Annotated in this window: 19 protein-coding genes; 7 read left to right on the forward strand and 12 right to left on the reverse strand. The window is 64.5% G+C overall.

The features are described from left to right. Positions 1-10 precede the first annotated feature (10 nt). Together flgH and H8B03_RS03665 are read left to right on the forward strand one after the other, a co-directional pair. Positions 11-736 (forward strand): flagellar basal body L-ring protein FlgH, encoded by a 726-nt coding sequence (flgH, locus tag H8B03_RS03660; RefSeq protein ID WP_193140377.1) that lies wholly within the window; start codon positions 11-13, stop codon positions 734-736. Positions 737-744: 8 nt separating this feature from the next. Continuing rightward, the gene (locus H8B03_RS03665; RefSeq protein ID WP_193140378.1) at positions 745-1,242 is read left to right on the forward strand and encodes a flagellar basal body-associated FliL family protein; all 498 of its coding nucleotides are present in this window, start codon (positions 745-747) and stop codon (positions 1,240-1,242) included. A 2-nt stretch (positions 1,243-1,244) separates the two neighbouring features. On the opposite strand, the gene H8B03_RS03670 is transcribed toward H8B03_RS03665, so the two are convergent. Genes H8B03_RS03670 through H8B03_RS03690 form a run of 5 tightly spaced genes read right to left on the reverse strand, consistent with a single transcriptional unit; the run spans position 1,245 to position 6,247 of the window. Further along, complete coding sequence (locus tag H8B03_RS03670; RefSeq protein WP_193140379.1) at positions 1,245-1,577, reverse strand: hypothetical protein; 333 nt, start codon at positions 1,575-1,577, stop codon at positions 1,245-1,247. Further along, entirely contained in the window at positions 1,574-2,659 is a 1,086-nt protein-coding gene (locus H8B03_RS03675) for a flagellar biosynthesis protein FlhB (RefSeq protein WP_193140380.1), read from the reverse strand. Before H8B03_RS03675 ends, H8B03_RS03670 begins: the two co-directional genes overlap by 4 nt. After that, positions 2,656-3,435 (reverse strand): flagellar biosynthetic protein FliR, encoded by a 780-nt coding sequence (locus H8B03_RS03680; RefSeq protein WP_193140381.1) that lies wholly within the window; start codon positions 3,433-3,435, stop codon positions 2,656-2,658. The genes H8B03_RS03675 and H8B03_RS03680 overlap by 4 nt, the downstream gene beginning before the upstream one ends. Further along, complete coding sequence (gene flhA, locus H8B03_RS03685) at positions 3,432-5,525, reverse strand: flagellar biosynthesis protein FlhA (protein WP_193140382.1); 2,094 nt, start codon at positions 5,523-5,525, stop codon at positions 3,432-3,434. The genes H8B03_RS03680 and flhA overlap by 4 nt, the downstream gene beginning before the upstream one ends. Then, entirely contained in the window at positions 5,525-6,247 is a 723-nt protein-coding gene (locus H8B03_RS03690) for a lytic transglycosylase domain-containing protein (RefSeq protein ID WP_193140383.1), read from the reverse strand. The genes flhA and H8B03_RS03690 overlap by 1 nt, the downstream gene beginning before the upstream one ends. Positions 6,248-6,461: 214 nt before the next feature. Between H8B03_RS03690 and H8B03_RS03695 the strand changes: the two genes are divergently transcribed. The 5 genes from H8B03_RS03695 to H8B03_RS03715 are packed head-to-tail and all read left to right on the forward strand — an operon-like array spanning position 6,462 to position 12,003. Further along, a complete protein-coding gene (locus H8B03_RS03695; RefSeq protein WP_193140384.1) occupies positions 6,462-7,130 on the forward strand; it encodes a hypothetical protein in 669 nt (222 codons plus the stop codon). 11 nt (positions 7,131-7,141) lie between these two features. Next, positions 7,142-8,185 (forward strand): hypothetical protein, encoded by a 1,044-nt coding sequence (locus tag H8B03_RS03700; RefSeq protein WP_193140385.1) that lies wholly within the window; start codon positions 7,142-7,144, stop codon positions 8,183-8,185. A 9-nt stretch (positions 8,186-8,194) separates the two neighbouring features. Next, on the forward strand, positions 8,195-9,844 hold the full coding sequence (locus H8B03_RS03705; protein ID WP_193140386.1) for a peroxidase: 1,650 nt from the start codon (positions 8,195-8,197) through the stop codon (positions 9,842-9,844). Between the two features lie 10 nt (positions 9,845-9,854). After that, complete coding sequence (locus H8B03_RS03710) at positions 9,855-11,219, forward strand: cytochrome P450 (RefSeq protein WP_193140387.1); 1,365 nt, start codon at positions 9,855-9,857, stop codon at positions 11,217-11,219. 10 nt (positions 11,220-11,229) lie between these two features. Beyond that, entirely contained in the window at positions 11,230-12,003 is a 774-nt protein-coding gene (locus H8B03_RS03715) for a glutathione S-transferase C-terminal domain-containing protein (RefSeq protein WP_193140388.1), read from the forward strand. Here the strand turns inward: H8B03_RS03715 and mnhG are convergent. Genes mnhG through H8B03_RS03750 form a run of 7 tightly spaced genes read right to left on the reverse strand, consistent with a single transcriptional unit; the run spans position 11,979 to position 17,710 of the window. Continuing rightward, complete coding sequence (gene mnhG / locus H8B03_RS03720; RefSeq protein WP_193140389.1) at positions 11,979-12,302, reverse strand: monovalent cation/H(+) antiporter subunit G; 324 nt, start codon at positions 12,300-12,302, stop codon at positions 11,979-11,981. The two genes, H8B03_RS03715 and mnhG, sit on opposite strands and share 25 nt — an antisense overlap. Next, positions 12,299-12,679 (reverse strand): monovalent cation/H+ antiporter complex subunit F, encoded by a 381-nt coding sequence (locus H8B03_RS03725; RefSeq protein ID WP_193140390.1) that lies wholly within the window; start codon positions 12,677-12,679, stop codon positions 12,299-12,301. The genes mnhG and H8B03_RS03725 overlap by 4 nt, the downstream gene beginning before the upstream one ends. Beyond that, positions 12,676-13,155 carry a Na+/H+ antiporter subunit E gene (locus H8B03_RS03730; protein ID WP_193140391.1) on the reverse strand — a complete coding sequence of 160 codons (480 nt, stop codon included), beginning with the start codon at positions 13,153-13,155 and terminating at the stop codon, positions 12,676-12,678. The genes H8B03_RS03725 and H8B03_RS03730 overlap by 4 nt, the downstream gene beginning before the upstream one ends. Next, positions 13,152-14,651: a Na+/H+ antiporter subunit D gene (locus H8B03_RS03735; RefSeq protein ID WP_193140392.1), complete on the reverse strand. Its 1,500-nt coding sequence runs from the start codon at positions 14,649-14,651 to the stop codon at positions 13,152-13,154. The genes H8B03_RS03730 and H8B03_RS03735 overlap by 4 nt, the downstream gene beginning before the upstream one ends. Then, positions 14,648-15,016 (reverse strand): Na+/H+ antiporter subunit C, encoded by a 369-nt coding sequence (locus tag H8B03_RS03740; protein WP_193140393.1) that lies wholly within the window; start codon positions 15,014-15,016, stop codon positions 14,648-14,650. Before H8B03_RS03740 ends, H8B03_RS03735 begins: the two co-directional genes overlap by 4 nt. A 1-nt stretch (position 15,017) precedes the next feature. Further along, positions 15,018-15,437, reverse strand: a complete 420-nt coding sequence (locus tag H8B03_RS03745; protein ID WP_193140394.1) for a Na+/H+ antiporter subunit B — start codon at positions 15,435-15,437, stop codon at positions 15,018-15,020. After that, positions 15,434-17,710 carry a putative monovalent cation/H+ antiporter subunit A gene (locus H8B03_RS03750; protein WP_193140395.1) on the reverse strand — a complete coding sequence of 759 codons (2,277 nt, stop codon included), beginning with the start codon at positions 17,708-17,710 and terminating at the stop codon, positions 15,434-15,436. Before H8B03_RS03750 ends, H8B03_RS03745 begins: the two co-directional genes overlap by 4 nt. Between the last annotated feature and the right edge of the window lie 144 nt (positions 17,711-17,854).

A 17,854-nucleotide genomic window follows, 5' to 3' on the forward strand; every position in this document is an offset into this window, starting at 1 on the left:
GGAAATCCCCATGCGCAGCATCGCACTCTTGATGATCCTCGGAAGCCTGGGCGCCTGCGCGCGTCTGGATCACGTCGGCAAACGCCCCGACTTCAGCCCCACCGACACCGGGCGCGAGCATCTGGCCATGTCGGTCCAGGGCCTGCCCCGCACCCTGGAAAAGCAGCGGGCCGTGGACCAGGCGTCGCTGTGGAGCGGGGCGCGCAATTCGCTTCTGGGCGATCTGCGCGCCAGCGAGCAGGGCGATATCCTGACCGTTGTGATCGAGTTCGACGAGAAGGCCGAGATTTCCAATTCGACCTCCCGGTCCCGATCGGCGGGCGAGTCCATGAAGGTGCCGCAGTTCCTGGGCCTGCCGCAACGGATCGACAAGAACCTGCCCGAAGGCGCCAGCATGGCCGATGCGGTGTCGGTGAAATCGGGCAGCGAATCGGACGGCGACGGGTCGGTGCGCCGCAAGGAAAAGCTTGAGTTAAAGGTGGCCGCAACGATCACGGATGTCCTGCCCAACGGCGTGTTGCGCATCCAGGGCTCGCAGGAGGTTCGGGTGAACTATGAGCTGCGCGAGCTTCTGGTATCGGGCTATGTGCGGCCCGAGGATATTTCGCGCAACAACCAGATCACCTACGACAAGATCGCCTCGGCGCGAATCTCCTACGGCGGTCGCGGCCAGATCATGGATGTGCAGCAGCCACGCTATGGCCAGCAGATCGCCGACATCATCCTGCCGTTCTAGGGGGCGTCATGCGCAAACTCATCCCCGTGATCCTGGCCGTGGCCGCGCTCGGTGGCGGTCTGGCCACCGGCTATTTCGCCAGGGCCTACCTGTCACCCAGCGAAACCGAGGCGGCGGAGGCCTGCCCTGAGGGGACAGCCGATTGCACGGACGCCGGGGCAAAGGATGAACCCGTCGCGCTGCCCACGGAATACGTGAAGTTCGCCAACCAGTTCATCGTCCCGCTCATCCAGAAGGACGGGATCTCGGCGATGGTTGTCCTGTCGCTGAGTGTCGAGGTCTCGGAGGGCTCCAAGGAGACCATCTATAACCGGGAGCCGAAGCTGCGTGACGCCTTTCTGCGCGTGCTGTTCGATCATGCCAATGCCGGCGGGTTCGAAGGCAACTTCCTGAGCAGCGCAGGGCTGGACGGACTGCGCATGGCGCTGCGCGAGATCGGCCAGAAGACCGCCGGCCCCATCGTTCATGACGTTCTGATCATCGATCTGGTCAAGCAGAAGGTCTGAGGTCAGGTCTTTCGATCCTTCAGTTCCCGTGCAATCTCGAAGCGCGCGTTGGCGCGGTTGGACGCGGGCATCTGGTCCGAGATTTCGGCGCGCAGGTTGGCAAGTTCCGAATTCCGCGCCAGTATCTGGGCATCGCGCCACAGTCGAGCCCGCTCCCACCCCCCCGAGAACACAAATTCATCCAGTTTCAAGGGTTCGGGGCAGGATGTTCTCAGGGCTGCGATCTCGGCTTCCAACTGCCGGCGCCTGGCCGTCAACCGGGCCAGCTTGGTCTCTTCGTGCAATTTGCGCAGCCGCGCGAGTGTCACCAGTTGATCCATCTTGGGATCGGTCATTTCGCCTTGCTCCGCAGTTTGCGCATCCGGTCGGCAAAGCGGATGGCCGCAGCCACGGCCTTGTAGTGATCCGGTGCGATTTCCTGCCCGATCTCGGTCGTGGCATGCAGCGCGCGCGCGGTCGGGGGATCGCGGTGCAGGGGCACGCTGGCGCCGCGGGCGGCTTCCCGGATCCGGGCGGCAACCTCGTCCACGCCCTTGGCCACACAGACCGGCGCACCGCGGTTTGATCGATCCCATTTCAGCGCCACGGCGAAATGCTGTGGATTGACGATCACAACATCGGCCTTGGGCACCTCGGCCATCATCCGGTTGGTGGCAATGTCATAGCCTTTCTGGCGCCGCTGCTGCTTCATCTGCGGGTCGCCTTCGGTCTGCTTGGCCTCGTCGGTCATTTCCTTGTGCGACATGCGATGCTTGCGCAGGTGTTCCGCCCGCTGCCACAGGTAGTCCACTCCCCCGATGGCCACCGTCACCACCAGCACCACAGCCAGGAACTCCAGCGCCATTCGGGCCATTTCGACGGTGACGGCAGACGGGCCGAGGTAGAGCGTGGTGACCATCGTCTCCAGTCGCGAGGACAGGTAGAGGCCCAGCAGGGCGGAGATCACCAGCAATTTCGTGAAGCTCTTGGCAAATTCGAACAGCCCGCTGCGGCCGAACTTGTTCTTCATCGACGCCAGCGGCGAGATCCGGTTAAGCTTGGGGGCCAGTTTCGACGGCGTGACCAGGAAACTGCGCAGCGCAAAGGTGGTGGTCAAGACCAGCGCGGCGGGCAGCAGGAACACCGGCGCCACGGCCAGCCCGAAGCGGGCCATCATGCCGCCCGCAAGGGACTGGCCGCCATCGGACAGCATCTGTTCCGACAGGCTGTCGGCGCGATCCAGCAGGACCATCAGCACGGTACCGCCTTGCGTCACCATCCATGGCCCAAGAAGGGTCAACGCCAGCAATGATCCCCCGTAAGACGCCGCGGTCAGCAGATCGGCGGAACGCGGGATCTCGCCCTTCTTGCGGGCATCTTCCAGCTTCTTCGGGGACGGGTCATAGGGTTTGTCGCCGGGGGACTCCTGATCGCTCACGGCAGCACCTCGAAGGGGGCTGCGAGGCGCAAGTTGAGCAGGCGGAGCCAGACGTCCAGCATCCGGGGCGCCGTCAGCAGAAGCAGCCCCAGGCCACCGGCGGTGATGGCCGGCGCGCCGACAAAGGCAACCATCAGCTGCGGCATGGCACGGTTGATGACCCCCAGAGCGAGGTTGTAGACCAGCGAGGCGATCAGGAAGGGCGCGGCAAAGGAAAATGCCGTGCCGAACAGATCCACCACCCGCGTCACCGCAAAGCGCGACAGGTCTGCGGCCAGGGGCAGCGTTCCGGCGGGCAGGGTGTCATAGGAGCGCACAAGCGCCTCGGTGATCCGCAGATGCAGGCCCGCCGTGGCGGCCAGCGCCAGGCCGCCAAGGGTCAGCAAGCGGGCGATGGCCGGTTGCGGGTCGATGGCTTCCCCGCCCAGAAGTTGCGACAGAGAGGTGGCCTGCGCAGCCATGGTTCCGGCCACGTGCAGCGCCCAGACCAGCGCCCGGATCGAGAACCCCAGCGTCAGTCCGGACAGGGTTTCGGTCAGCGTCAGATGTATCAGGCCCGGCAGGCCGACGGCGGGCAGGGACAGGTCGGGGCTGACGATCGGAACGACAATGACCGTGAAAGCGCCCGCCGTGGCCAGCCGCAGGCGCATCGGAACCGTCTGCTCTCCGAAGGCCGGAAGGAACATCATCGCGGCCCCGACTCGCAGGAACACCGCCCAGCCGCTCCACAGCCAGGGGCCGCCGAGGCCGGCCATGGCCTGCAGGATGTCGTTCATGCCGGCACGACGCCCAGGATGGCGGGCCGCGCGTCGACCCCCAGTTCTTCGAACGACAGCACGGGCAGGCGCAGGCCGCGGGCCGCAACCACGGTTTTCAGGAACCGCCGTCGCCGGGTCGACGTCACCAGCGCGGGCAGCGTGGCCTCTCCGCTGCTGCGGGCGTAACGGTCGGCAATGGCCATCGACAGGCGGTTAAACTCCTCGGCGGGCAGGGCCACTTCGGGCAACGGACGGTCGGTTTCGATCTGGTAGCGCTGAAAGGCGTCTTCCCATTCCGGCGCCAGTTGCAGAACCGGCAACGTGCCATCGTCGCGGCGATACTCGGCCACCAGCTGGAACCCCAGCCGCTGGCGCACATGTTCGCAAACCGCCTCGGGCATGCCATGCAGGGGGCGGGCTTCGGTGATGGCATCAAGGATCAGCGGCAGGTTTCGGATCGACACGCGTTCCTCCAGCAGCAGCCGCAGCACCGCCAGCAGCAGTTCCTGCGGAACCTTGTCGGGGATCAGCTCGTCCAGCAGGCGGCGGTTGGCCTCGGCCCGTTCCGGGTCGCTGAGCCGGGTCATCTCGTCCAGCAGGCGGCGCAGCGCCTTCTGGGTCATCAGCTGTGCCAGATTGGCCTTGATGACCTCCAGTAGGTGGGTGGCCAGCACCTCGGGCGCCGAGACCACCGTGGCGCCTTCGATCGCCATGCGATCCTGGTCGGCGGGGTCGATCCAGCGGGCCGGGGCGCCATAGACCGGCTCTTTCACGTCGCGTCCGGGGATGTCGGGCGGATCGCCATCGGGAAGCAGGGCCAGAACCCGGTCGCTGGCCAGACGGTCGCGTACCCGTTCCACGCCCTGAATGCGAATGGCATAGGTGCCCACAGGCAAGGCGCTGCTGTCGGTCAGGCGAATCTCGGGCAACAGCAGGCCGAAGGTTTCGGCCACATGCATCCGCATCGAAGTGATCCGCGCCTCCAGCCCGGTGGCAGGGTCCAGGATCATCGGCACCAGGTCCGGGGCAAATTCCACGTGGATATCATCAAGATCCAGCAGGTCGCCAATGGAGGTCCTGGGCGCGGTTTCCGCCGCCGAGGCCAACTCCTGCGCGGAGGCGCGCTGGGCGGCGCGCTGATCCTCTTTCCAGGCGTAGTAGGCGGCAGCACCCAGTCCGAGGGCGCCCAGAAGGAACGGGATCAGCGGCAGGCCCGGCACCAGCGCGAACAGGGCCATCAGCAAGCCCACGGTTCCCAGTGCTGCCGGATAGCGGCCCAGTTGAGTAAAAATGGCCAGATCGGTGGTGCCGGTGGTGCCACCGCGCGCCAGCAGCAGGGCCGAGGCGATGGAGATGATGACCGCCGGGATTTGCGTCACAAGCCCGTCGCCCACCGTCAGGATGGCATAGGTCTTGGCGGCCTCGCTGAAGGCCATGCCGTGGATCACCGTGCCCATGACCAGCCCCATCACCATGTTCAGTAGGGTGATGAGCAGCCCGGCGACCGCATCGCCCTTGACGAATTTCGACGCCCCGTCGAGCGAACCGAAGAAGGTCGTTTCGGCCTGTTCGCGGGCGCGGCGTTCCTTGGCTTCCTCATGGGTGATCGAGCCTGCGGCGATATCGCTGTCGATGGCCAGTTGCTTGCCCGGCATCCCGTCCAGCGCGAAGCGCGCGCCAACCTCGGCCATGCGGGCGGCACCCTTGGTGATGACCATGAAGTTGACGATCAGCAGCACGCAGAAGACCACGACGCCCAGGAACACGCTGCCGCCCATGATGAAACTGGCAAAGCCGTTGATGACCCCGCCGGCAGCATGGGTGCCGGAATGGCCCTGGCCGATGATCAGCTTGGTCGAGGACACGTTCAGCGACAGCCGAAGCATCAGCGACGCCAGCAGGATCGTCGGGAAGGCCGAGAAATCCAGTGGCTTTTCAATGAACAGGGTCACGGTGAAAATCAGGATTGCCAGCGAGAACGACCCCGCAAGCCCGATGTCCAGCACCCAGGCGGGCATCGGCAAGATCATCATCACGATGATCGCCATCAGGGCCAGGGCCATCAGGATCGTGGGCTGAAACAGGGTATGGGCGTCGATCTTCGGCATCAGCGGCTCCACAATGCGCGGACATCGTGATCGGCGAACAACCCGCCCCGCACCACCGCCACGTCGGGCACCAGCGAGCCCATGGTCGCGGACGGCGCGCCTGCCTGCAGCAGGGGAAAGCGGTTGACGCGGGCAATCATGGCGTCGCTGGCGGGCAGGGGTGCCTGGTGGTCCAACGGACCAAGACGCGCCAGATGCCGGGTGAAGATCTTGCGGTAGCGGTCGGCGTGGACCTTGGTGCGGGAATGATAGTGTCCGGCCGCCACGGTCCAATCGCCGCTTTCGGCAAACAGCGCGGCCAGGAACTGCGCGGCGTAAAGCGCATTGCGATCCGGTTCAAGCATCTCGGCCAGAGAGGCGAAGGCATCGCCGTGCCAGCGATAGTTCACCTGAAAACAGCCGACATCGAAGCTGGTCTGCCCGCTGCGCAGGCTGCGTTCGGCGCGGGCTAGCGCGGCCGCGGGCGTGTCAAAGAAAAATCCCTCGCCCGCGATGTTCAGCGTCCAGGGCCAGGGCCCGAAGCCGCTGGCCTGCTTGCGCCCGGTTTCGGTCAGGGAAATCGCCAGCAGCACCTGAACCGGCACCCCTGTCGTGCGCGCGGCCTTGTGCGCGGCGCGTTCGCACAGATCCGGGGGTGGCGCATCGGCGCGGCGTGCGACCGCCGCACCCGCCGCACCGATGAACATCACCACAAGGATCAAACTGGTAAACCTGCGTTTCACGCCACACTCCGCCGCAATTCATGCCGACCCACAAGCATGTGACAGCCGAGGCTTGAGAATTCGTTAGTCCGCCCGTCTGGCCCTCTGGATTCGGTGTGGAATTCACGACCCGGCGATCCTGCAAACGGGAAAAAGCTTCGTGGGATCCCCCGGCGGGCGTATAGTTTCCCCAAAGTCATGCGAAGGCCGACGAACAGGCCAAAGGGGGGGGACGATGTCGAACATTGCTGGCAAAGCCTATGCAATGAACGTGGTGACGCCGAGCAAACCGCGGGTCACCTGGCTCAACCGGTTGATCTTCATGGTGGCGCGCGGTGTGCCCAAGGTGTTGAGCGGGCTTCTGGGCCTGTCGCTGATCCATTTTGCGCGCTGGATCGTCATCAAGCGTGATCAATGGCCGGATCTGGGGCAGGGCAAGCAGGATATTCAGAACGACTATGTGCTGTTCTGTTCGAACTTCAACGGCACCTGGGACCAGTACATCGATGCCTTTTCAGACGGGATTCCCAACGGCCTGAACCTGTTCTGGTATTCGGCCACCAAGTATCCGCAGTCGATCCCGGTGACCTCGTTCAAGAATTACATCACCTACAATCAGGTCTTCAATGACTACTACTACAACGCGACGCCCGGCTCGGCGCAGCGCGATGTGAAATGCGCCATGCGGGTCTATCAGGCCATCGAGGACCTGGCCGACGCCCATGCCCGGCAAACGCCCGAGGAATTCGCCAAGACCTATACGGCGCAGCTTTTGAAAGTGCAGGGATGCCTGGGCGATCCCGGTCTGGGGCCCGTGGCCTCGATCGACACCGAACGTGCGGACACCAACCGCGCCCCTTTTGTTCACAAACTGTCGAACCTGTTCGACAGCCAGCGCACGTAAGGAGGGGTCCGATGCCGACATTCGACACTGGCCACCTGTTCCTGACTTTTCTGTCGCCGATCAAGCAAGGCTCCACCAGCGATCCCACGGGCGCCATCGTCTCCCATGAACAGCTTGTCCGGGCGACGCTGGGGCTGTTGCCCACGGCGCTGCAATCGCCGGCCACGCAGAAAATCGGGGAAAACAGCCCCTTCGCGCGCAACCGCATGACCCATCTGTGCCGGATGTTCGTGCTGGAAGACGCGGTCTTCAACGGGCGCAATCCCGTAGACGCGATTTGCGAGTCCCTGCAGGGCAAGGATCCGATCAACCCGCAGCGGGTGGATCGCCTGAACTGCGCCTACCTGGTGTTCTGCGCCGATGTCGACGCGGTGATGGACGAGGGCGAATCCCTGCCTGAGGTGCTGGATACGGCCCTGCAGGCACGGGCGCGCGATGCCTATCTGCGCAAGCTCTGGACCACGATGGAGCCGGAACTGCGCCTGATCTATGGCAATTGCACCGGCTTTGACGGGGTGGATTCGGGGGCCAGCTTTGCCGCCTACATGGCCAAGTGCCAGATCGAAACCACCATGCCGTTCAACGACTACTGGATCTCGCAGCCCGAGCTCAGCAACCTGCCGACCAAGCCGATGCTTGTCGCGGCGGCGATCCCGGCGGCGATTACCCTTCTGGGGCTGATCGGCGGCATTTTCGGCATGGACAAGATGTTCCTGCTGGGTTGGCTGACCGGGTGGAGCGCCTGGGGCAGCTTCTTCTGGGGCGGGCTTGTGACTGCGGCTGTGGTCTATGGGCTGTATCGCTATGTCCTGGCCAACGGGCAGAAGCCCATGCCACCGGCCAAATACGGCGATCTGCCATCGGTGCTGAAGTCGCTGTATCTGCAACAGCATTTCGCGAATTTCGTCATCGACCAGCAAGGCCGCGATGCCGATACGCTGCACGCCGATTTCGGCGACTTCCTGAAACAGCATCGCCCCGGCAACAAGATGGCGCCCAGTCAGGCGCCCGGCGTGATCTCCATCGACGCCGCCGGCGGCGTGATAGAAGGATAGGGGGCCAAGATGACTCGCATTCTGAATCTGGACGACATCCAGGGCAACGTCACCCGCGCCTACGGGCGCTTTTCCTTCCCCTTTGCACGCTATTTCTTCCTGCACATCGAAACCCCCGAAGCGGGCCGCAAGTTCGTCGATGCGGCGCGCCGTCGGGTCACCACCGCGACGCGCTGGACCGAGGGCACCAAGCCGCCGGTCACCTTCAACATCGGGTTCACCTTCACCGGGCTCTACATGATGGGGCTGCCGACGCGCACCCTTCAGGGCATGCCCGAGGCGTTCATCGACGGCATGAAGGCCCGCGCCTTCATCCTGGGCGACCGGGACGTGACCAAGACCGAGGAGGACGCGGGCAACTGGTGCGCCAAATGGGATCCGATCTGGCGCGACAACCGGATGCGGGGCGTCGGCGGCAAGAACGACGTTCACATCTGGATCTCGATGAACGCGCAACTGGCCGAACCGGGGACCGACACACCAGCGCCTGAGCTGGAGGAACAGACCGACTGGCTGCGCGAGCTGTGCGCCGAACTGGACCACAAGGTCTGGATCATGAAAACCAACGGTCAGAACGGCGGCGAGGAATACCAGGCCGCCTCGGCAGTGTTCGACACGCTGGGCGACAAGAAGATCCCCACCCCGAAAGAGCATTTCGGGATCACCGACGGCATCGGCGATCCGGTCTTCGAGGGCCAGTACCCGGAGGACAAGGAAAAGGTCGCCGTCATCGGGCGCGGCAAATGGATGAACGAAAAGGACGGCTGGCAACCACTGGCCACCGGCGAATTCATCCTCGGCCATCCCGACGAAAGCCAGGAACTGCCGCCCACGGCCCAGCCCCCCAACTTCATGCACAACGGCACCTACATGGTGTATCGCAAGCTGCACGAGAACGTTTCGACCTTCGCCGAGGTGGTGGGCGAAGAGGCCAAGACCTATGCCGCGACCATGGGCGTGGACGAAGAGGAAGCCCGCGAAACCCTGATCGCCAAGATGGTCGGGCGCTGGTCCGACGGGGTGCCGCTGGCGCGCGTGCCGACCTATGACGGATGGCGAGCCTTCCGCAAGGAAAAGGGGTTCGACGATCCCGACCCGCTGAAGGCGCTTGGCGCCATGCGGGCCTATCTGTCGTCCACGGAAGTGTCGAACTTCCGCTATGCCGACGACCTGGAAGGGTTCAAATGTCCCAACGGGGCGCACCTGCGGCGGGTGAACACGCGCGATTACCTTGATCCGCTGAACACGCCGGGCAGCAAGAACCCCAAGGCCACCACCCAGCTCAACAAGCGCCGGCGCATCCTGCGGCGGGGTCTGCCCTATGGGCCGGACCATCCCGGCGGGATGACCGACGAGACCGAGCAGGGCGTGGCTTTCATGGCGCTTGGCGCGTCTATCTTCCGGCAGTTCGAATTCGTGCAGCAGCAGTGGATTCAATACGGGCTGGACTTCAACCAGGGCAACAACACCTGTCCGCTGCTGGGTAGCCACGAGATCCACAAGCGGCACAGCATCCCGTCGGATCCCGCCAGCGGCAAGCCGCCCTATTACATGAGCAAGCTCAAGACCTTCGTGGAAACGCGGGGGGGCGACTATTTCTTCATCCCGTCGCTGACGGCGCTGCACATGATGGCGCTTGGCATCGTCGATCCGACCTGAGGACCGTTCCATGCTGACACGGATTGCAAACCTGGTGACCGCGCCGTTGCGGGTGGTCACCGAATGGGGGCAGGGGCTGGCGGCGCTGGTCGGTCTGGCCGGGGCCGGGGTGACGGCGGCGCGCGCGCCGGGCGGCTTCAAGGCCAATGCCGGGGCGGTGTTTGCCGCGCCGGCCATGCAGCGCAGGGTCTTCGATGCATTGCGCGCCTTCCTGCCCAACATCGGGCTCAGCCGGGTGCTGGTGAAATCCTATGACAACAACGGCACGGTGGTGGTGACCCGGCGCGCCGATGTGCTGGACGTGCTCTATCGCGATGCAGATTTCGAGGTGGTCTACGGCCCCCGGATGCGCAAGCTGACCGATGGCGACAACTTCTTTCTGGGGATGCAGCCGGGTTGGGACTACACCCGCGACACCTCGGCCATGCGGCTGGCCGCGCGGCACACCGATGTGGCCGCGATCGTTCTGCCCCGTGCCACCGAATTGGCAGCGGGCATCGTGGCCGATAGCGAGGGTCGGCTCGATCTGCCCCCGGCGCTGACGCTGCAGGTGCCCTGGGACATGACCGACCGCTATTTCGGCACCGGCGGGCCGGACAATGCCACCATGCAGGGCTGGACCACAACGCTGTTCTGGTACCTGTTCGGCGATCTGGGGGCCGATCCGGCGCTGGATGCGCGCGCCATGACGGCGGCGGCCGAGTTGCGCGCCTGGCTGGACGGGGCGATCGCCGCCCGCAAGGCCAGTCCGACCGAAGGGGACGACATCCTCAACCGCTGCCTGGCCCTGCAATCGGCGGAAACGCCGGGGATGAGCGATCTGGGCATCCGCAACAACCTTCTGGGCCTGCTGATCGGCGCGATCCCGACCATTTCCAAGGCCAGTTGCCTGGCGCTGGATGAGCTTCTGAACCGCCCCGAGGCCCTGGCCGAGGCGCAGGCCGCCGCCCGTGCGGGCGATGACGCCAAACTGGCCGCCTGCATCTGGGAGGCGCTGCGCTTCAACCCGCACAACCCGGTGATCTACCGCCGCGCCACCCGCGACTGCGAGATCGCCTCGGGTACCTTCCGGCGGCTGAAGGTGAAGAAAGGGCAGATGGTCTTTGCCGCCAGCCTGTCGGCCATGTTCGACCGCGCGGCCATCGACCGGCCCGGTGCGTTCCGCACCGACCGGCGGTTCGAGGATTACATCATCTGGGGCACCGGGATGCATACCTGTTTCGGCGCCGCTATCAATGAAGCGGTGATCCCGGCGATCCTGAAGCCTGTACTGGCGCAAAAGAACCTGCGCCGGGCCGAGGGCGCGGCCGGGCAGATCGACTCCGGCGACACGCCTTTCCCGCAGCATTTCACCGTCGCCTTCGACCCCGCATAAGGACCGTCTGATGACCAAACCGCCGTTCATGGTCACCCTTCTGCCCAGTGTCGACGTGGATCTGGGGCGCTGGCTGATGCAGCTTTGGGGGGTGGCCTATACCGAGCGGCCCCACGCCCCGGTGTTCCACATCCTCGCGCTCAAGTCCCATGGGGTCGGCAAGGATGACTACCCGCTGCTGATCGACGGTGACACGAAAACCCCCACCATCGAGAAACTGGTGGCGGCCTTCGATGACAAGGCCTCCTCAGGCAACCGTCTGGTGCCCGATCCGCAGGCCGAGCCCGAACTGCATGCCGAGGTCATGGATCTGCAACACCGGATGCGCTACGACATGGGCGAGGGCACCGTGCATTGGGCCTATTTCCACTTCCTGCAACACAAGAAACTGGTCTGGCCCAGCCTGACGACCGGCGTGCCGTGGTTTGAAACGGCCTTCATGTCGCTGGGCGGCTACAGCGTCATCAAGGCCGCGATGTTCAAGGGGCTGGGGCTGGGTCCGGAAGATGCCGAAAAGGCCCTGACCCGCATCCAGGCGGCGTGGGACGAGATCGACGCGCGGCTGGCCGATGGGCGCAAGTACCTGTGCGGCGACCGCCTGACGCTGGCCGATCTGGCCTTTGCCACTTCAGGTGCGCCGATGATCGTGGCGCGCGGCTACGGCGGTCACCTGCCCGAGATGGCAGCGCTGCCCCCCGAGATGCGCGCGGTGATGGAGCCGCTGCGCGACCGGCCCGCGGGCCAGTTCATCCAGCGGATCTATGACGAGGCGCGCTTGGCCTGAGCCGCCGCACGGGCCGCCTTGACGCGGCGGATCTCGACCGTGGCACGGCCGATCATATGCGCGGCGATGGGGGCAGTCAGCATCAGGAACAGGATGGTGGCCACGGCCTTTGTGGTGACGCTGGCAATTTCGAAATGCAGCGCCGCAGCGGCCAGGGTCAGCGCACTGCCCAGCGTGCCCGCCTTGGTCGAGGCATGCATCCGGTTCAGCACATCGGGCAATTTCAGCACCCCAAGCCCCGCGATGAAGGCAAAGGCGCCTCCGGTCAGGACGAGGATGCCGGCGATGATCTCGGTCATGACAGGTTCCTCGGGGCAGGGTCTTTCTTGGTCTGTGCCGGCTTGACGGCTTCGGCCTCCATCTGCTCGGCAGGGGGCAGGACGGGCTGTGTCGACTGCCGCAGCATCGACCGTTCGGCAAAACGGGCCAGTGCCACGGTGGCCAGAAATCCGATCAGCGCCAGCACTAGCGCCACGTCCAGAAAGGCCGAGGCTTCCGAGCGGATCGCGAAGAGCGCGCAGAAGGCCACGATCGACACGGTCATCATGTCCAGCGCGACCACCCGATCCGAGAACGACGGTCCCTTGAACAGCCGGATGAAGCCCAGCACCAGCGAGATCATCACCAGCGTGAACCCGGCCTCGGTGCACCAATAGAAGAAGTTTTCCGGGGTCATTCCTCGAATACCCTCCGTACCATGTGTTCCATGCCAGACTTCAGGTCGGCGATGACCTGCTCGGGATCGTCGCCGAACATGGCGTGGACATAAAGCGTCTTGCGGTCAGGCGAGACATCCAGGCTGAGCGTGCCCGGCGTCAGCGAGATCAGGTTGGTCACCAGCAGAATCTCCAGATCGGATTTCACGTCCAGCGGCATCTCGATGATCTTGGGGTTCGATCGATCCCGCAGGGTCAGCACGTCCCACGCAACGCGGATGCTGGACACCAGCAGATCATAGACGAAAAACAGCGCCAGCTGCACGATCCGGATCATCCGCACGAAATACTGCTTGGGCGCATTGTACAGCGGCTGGGTAATCCACAGGGCCGCGAAACCGATCAGATAGCCGGTGATCAGCGCATTGAAGGTAAAGGCAGCCGACAGGGCGCACCAGACAAAGGCCAGAAGGACGTTGATCGCGAACAGGTTCATTGCGCAGTCTCCCCCAGAACAGCCGCCAGATAGGCGGTTGGGTCCAGCAGTTGCGCGGCGGCTTGCTCGGCCAGCGTGATGAAGGGTTGCGGGAAAAAGCCCAGGATCAGGCTGAGCCCGCACAGCAACACGATCGGGGTCAACATCCCGACCTTGTCGGGGCCCAGATCATCCAGCACCGGCTCGCGGTCATCCGGGTGGGCCTTCCAGAAGGCCTCGGCCCAGATCGTGGTCATCGAATAGATCGTCAGCAACCCGACCGCCAGCGCCACACCTGCAACCACCCAAGCCTGCACATCCAGCGTGGCCTTGACCAGAAGAACCTTGGCCCAGAAGCCCGAGAACGGCGGGAAGCCGGCCAGCGAAAACGCCGGGATCAGGAACAGCACGGCCAGCAGCGGCGCCGATTTATAAAGCCCGCCGGTGAAGCGCAGGTCGGACCCGCCCGAAAGACGCTCCATCACCCCCGCGACGAGGAACAGCAGCACCTTCACGATGATGTTGTGCATCAGGTAGAAGATGGCACCGGCCAGTGCCAGTGGCGTGCCGATGGCCAGACCCAGCAGCAGAAAACCGATCGAGCTGATGATCTGATAGGACAGGATGCGCCGCACCTCGGTCTGGGCCAGCGCGCCCAGCACCCCGGTGATCATGGTCAGCACCGCCACCCAGATCAGGACGTCCTGAAAGAAGCTGTCCTCGCTATCGAAGATCAGCGTGAAAATGCGCATCAGCGAATAGACACCGACCTTGGTCAGCAGCCCGGCGAAGATGGCCGAAACCACGAACGTCGGCGTGTGATAGGACGCCGGCAGCCAGGAAAACAGCGGGAAGGCCGCCGCCTTCATGGAAAAGGCGATCAGGAAGAACACCGAGATTACGGTCAGAACCCCCTGCCGGTCGCTGGCCGCCACCGCGCCGCGCAGGTCGGCCATGTTCAGGGTGCCGGTGACGCCGTACAGCAGGCCGATGCCCGACAGGAACAGCACCGTGGAAACGAGGTTCAGGGTGACGTATTTTACCGCCCCGTCGATCTGCCGCCGTTCACCGCCCAGGATCAGCAGCCCGAATGACGCGATCAGCATGACTTCGAACCAGACGTACAGGTTGAACAGGTCGCCGGTCAGGAAGGCGCCGGTCACGCCGCCCAGCAGGATCTGAAGGATGGTGTGAAAGCCCAGCCTTTCCAGCGTCTGGTCGATTTCGGCGGTGGCATAGAGGCTGACGGCCAGTCCCGAGATCGCGGTCAGCAGCACCATGATCGCCGACAGCCGGTCGGCCACCAGCGTGATGCCGAAGGGGGCGGCCCATTCGCCCATCTGCCCGGCGACCACATCATCGCTGAGCACCTGTTTCATCAGCGCCACGGCCGCAAGGACGGCCAGGGCGGACCCGCCCACGGCGATCCAGCGGCCCAGGTCGCGTTCACGGTAAAGAAAGCTGAAAACCGCCGTCAAGAAGGGGATCATCAGCGGAAAGACGAGGATCCAGATCATGCGTCCTGCTCTTCTTCGCGGGGTTCTGCCACGCGCATGTCATCGGTTTTCAGGGTGCCAAGGTCGGTATAGGCCCGCAGCGTCAGCACCAGCGAAAAGGCAAACAGGCCAAAGCCGATCACCACCGCCGTCAGCACCAGCGCCTGCGGCAGCGCGTTGGCCACCCCCGGCAGCGGGGCCTTGGCGCCCTGGGGCACCAGTGGCGGGCGGCCGCTGGTCAATTGGCCCGAGGTGAAGATCAGCAGGTTGGCGGCGTTCGATATCAGGGTCAGCCCGAACAGAAACCGCAGCAGGTCGCGTTGCAGCATCAGATAGACGGCGGCGGCAACCAGCACGCCGACGGTCAGGGACAGGAGCGTTTCCACGTCAGATCTCCTCTTCCAGGGCAAAGACCAGGGTCAGGATCGCGCCCAGCACCACAAGATAGACGCCGATGTCGAAGGCGATGATGTTCGAGATCGGGAAGCCCTTGCTGTCGGGCGTGGCGCCCAGGAACAGCCATTTTCCGGTATAGGCGGCATTGCCGAACAGCCCTGGTATCAGGCCGGAAATGGCCGCGACACCCAGACCGACGGCGGCAATCTGTTCGGGCGCGGCGCGCAACGCCCGCCGGGCCTCGGAGGTGCCGTTGGCAATGGCATAGAGCACAAAGCCCGACGCCCCGATCAGCCCGCCGATGAAACCGCCGCCGGGTTCGTTATGGCCGCGCAGCAGCATGTAGACCGAAAAGACCAGCAGAAGCGACACGATGATTCGCGTCCCCGTGGTGAGGATGATGGACTTCATGAGCGTCCCCCCTTTCCGCGCTGTCGCAGCAGGGCAAGGGCCGCCAGCGCCGCGACGGCAACCACCGAAACCTCGCCGAAGGTATCAAAGGCACGGAAGTCCACGAGGATCACGTTGACGATGTTGCGGCCATAGGCATCCGGGTAACTGGCGATTTCGAAGAAATCCGACAGGCGGCGATCGATGGGTTCCGAGACCACCCCCAGCAGGGTCAGCGTCACCAGCGAGCCGACCGAAACCGCGATGATCCCGTGGCCGATGCGCTCGCGCTTGCCGGTGCGGCGCGGCAGCACCGGCAGGCGCAGGGCTGCGACCGAGAACAGCACCACCACGAGCATCTCGACCAGAAGCTGGGTGATCGCCACATCCGGCGCCGAGAACAGGATGAAGATCAGCGCGACGCCGATGCCGACCACGCCCAGCCCGGCGATGGCGGAAATGCGCGAGTTGGTGATGATGGTCAGGGCCGTGCCCGCGAAAGTCAGCAGGAAGACCACCAGATGCTTGAATTCCGGTGTCGGGATGGCGATCGGGCCGGTGCTCATTCGCGTATGGATCATGGCGCTGGCCAGTCCCAGTGCGATGACGATGAACACGGTTGTCAGATAGCGGTTCAGGATGCCGGACTGGATCAACCCGCCCTGCCAGCGGGCAAATCGGCCCAGCCGCGCCAGGAACCCGTCCCAAAGCCCGTCAAAGGTGAACAGGCGGTCGCCGGCGGCCTCCAGCGCGTCGCGCAGACGGGTGTGGAGCAGGTACAGCAGGATGCCGATGGCAAAGGTGATCAGGCTGAGAATCAGCGCCGCGTTGACCCCGGCCCAGAGGTGCAGATGCTTGGCCTTGGCCGGGTCGCCCAGCAGGGCGGCCACCAGTGGTGTGGTGACATTGACCTCAAGCATGTGCGGGACAAGGCCGAAAAGCAGCCCCAGAACGCTCAGCAGTACCGGGCCGACCAGCATCGGCCAGGGCGCTTCGGTGATCGGACGGCCCGGATCGGGCATCTTGTCAGCGGATCCCCAGAACGGGCGCAGCGCCACGATGCCACCCGCGGCAAACATCAATGCCGAGGCGGCCAGGGTGGCTCCGATCAGAATCGGGCCGACAGAGGGGCTTTCCAGCCCGCCCTTGTAGAGCAATTCCTTGCCGATGAAGCCGATGAACGGCGGCACACCCGCCATGGACAGTGCTGCCAGACCGGCGGCCACGGTGGTCACCGGCATCTGCCGCATCAACCCGCCCAGCCGCCGCGCGTCGCGGGTGCCGGTGGCATGATCGACGCATCCGATCACCAGAAACAGCGCCGCCTTGTACAGCGAATGCACAACAAGGAAGGTGGCCACGGCGGTGATCGCGTAGGCGTTGGGCGAGGCCAGGAACATCACCAGCGTGCCAAGCGCCATCAGCGTTGTATAGGCCAGCGTCTGTTTCAGGTCGGTCTGCTTGATCGCCATGATCGAGGCAAAGACGGCGGTCACCGCCCCGAAGATCGTCAGCGACCAGAGCCAGGCATCGGTGCCCGACAGGGTGGGATGCATCCGTGCCAGCAGATAGACGCCGCCTTTGACCATGGTGGCCGAGTGCAGATAGGCGCTGACCGGCGTCGGGGCCGCCATCGCATTGGGCAGCCAGAAGTGAAACGGCACCTGTGCCGACTTGGTGAAGGCGCCCAGCAGGATCAGCACCAGGATGGCGCCATACATGGAATTGTCGCGCAGGATGTCGCCCATGCCGCGCAGTTCCGACAGTTCCATCGTGCCGGCAATTCCGGCGATGATCAGGAAGCCTGCCAGCATCGCCAGCCCGCCGAACCCGGTGACGAACAGGGCCTGCAAGGCCGAGCGCCGCGAGTTTTCTGAGGTGTGGGAAAAGCCGATCAGCAGGTAGGAGGTGATCGTGGTCAACTCCCAGAACACGAACAATCCCAGCATGTTGTCGCTTAGGACAAGGCCCAGCATCGCCAGCATGAAGCTGACAAGATACAGTGAGAACCGCCCGTGCTGGGGATGCCCCTTGAGGTAGCTGCCCGAAAACAGCATCACCATGACACCGATGCCCGAGATCAGCAGCGCGAAGGTCAGGCTCAGCCCGTCAACGAAGAAACTCAGGTCGACACTCAGCGAGGGGATCCAGCTGAAGCTGTACCGCAAGGTGCCGCCGCCGGCGATGGTGGGCAGGGCTTGCAGAAAGGTCAGAAACAGCCCGGCTGCGATGACCGGCGGAACGTATCCGGCAGCGGTCCAACCTTGGCTGGGATTGGGGTCATGTTCAGCCACGGTCGGCTCCTGTCGGGGTCGGGCGTGTCGCCAAGGGGCATATGCGGGGTCGATACTGACCCGAATATAGAGTCACTTTTCAAAATGACAAAGGCCCCGCGGCACATGTCGCGCCGCGGGGCCCTTTTTTGGGATCGCTAAGGC

Origin of the sequence: Meridianimarinicoccus sp. MJW13 (assembly GCF_014901205.1) — a bacterium.
Taxonomy (GTDB): domain Bacteria; phylum Pseudomonadota; class Alphaproteobacteria; order Rhodobacterales; family Rhodobacteraceae; genus Meridianimarinicoccus.

Excerpts from the sequence above, each read along its gene's own strand:
- mnhG (WP_193140389.1), bottom strand. The coding sequence starts at position 12,302 with ATGACCGAGATCATCGCCGGCATCCTCGTCCTGACCGGAGGCGCCTTT.
- H8B03_RS03745 (WP_193140394.1), bottom strand. The coding sequence starts at position 15,437 with ATGAAGTCCATCATCCTCACCACGGGGACGCGAATCATCGTGTCGCTT.
- H8B03_RS03710 (WP_193140387.1), top strand. The coding sequence starts at position 9,855 with ATGCTGACACGGATTGCAAACCTGGTGACCGCGCCGTTGCGGGTGGTC.
- H8B03_RS03715 (WP_193140388.1), top strand. The coding sequence starts at position 11,230 with ATGACCAAACCGCCGTTCATGGTCACCCTTCTGCCCAGTGTCGACGTG.
- H8B03_RS03670 (WP_193140379.1), bottom strand. The coding sequence starts at position 1,577 with ATGACCGATCCCAAGATGGATCAACTGGTGACACTCGCGCGGCTGCGC.
- H8B03_RS03700 (WP_193140385.1), top strand. The coding sequence starts at position 7,142 with ATGCCGACATTCGACACTGGCCACCTGTTCCTGACTTTTCTGTCGCCG.
- H8B03_RS03730 (WP_193140391.1), bottom strand. The coding sequence starts at position 13,155 with ATGAACCTGTTCGCGATCAACGTCCTTCTGGCCTTTGTCTGGTGCGCC.
- H8B03_RS03680 (WP_193140381.1), bottom strand. The coding sequence starts at position 3,435 with ATGAACGACATCCTGCAGGCCATGGCCGGCCTCGGCGGCCCCTGGCTG.
- H8B03_RS03695 (WP_193140384.1), top strand. The coding sequence starts at position 6,462 with ATGTCGAACATTGCTGGCAAAGCCTATGCAATGAACGTGGTGACGCCG.
- flgH (WP_193140377.1), top strand. The coding sequence starts at position 11 with ATGCGCAGCATCGCACTCTTGATGATCCTCGGAAGCCTGGGCGCCTGC.
- H8B03_RS03725 (WP_193140390.1), bottom strand. The coding sequence starts at position 12,679 with ATGACCCCGGAAAACTTCTTCTATTGGTGCACCGAGGCCGGGTTCACG.
- H8B03_RS03735 (WP_193140392.1), bottom strand. The coding sequence starts at position 14,651 with ATGATCTGGATCCTCGTCTTTCCGCTGATGATCCCCTTCTTGACGGCG.
- H8B03_RS03705 (WP_193140386.1), top strand. The coding sequence starts at position 8,195 with ATGACTCGCATTCTGAATCTGGACGACATCCAGGGCAACGTCACCCGC.
- H8B03_RS03665 (WP_193140378.1), top strand. The coding sequence starts at position 745 with ATGCGCAAACTCATCCCCGTGATCCTGGCCGTGGCCGCGCTCGGTGGC.
- flhA (WP_193140382.1), bottom strand. The coding sequence starts at position 5,525 with ATGCCGAAGATCGACGCCCATACCCTGTTTCAGCCCACGATCCTGATG.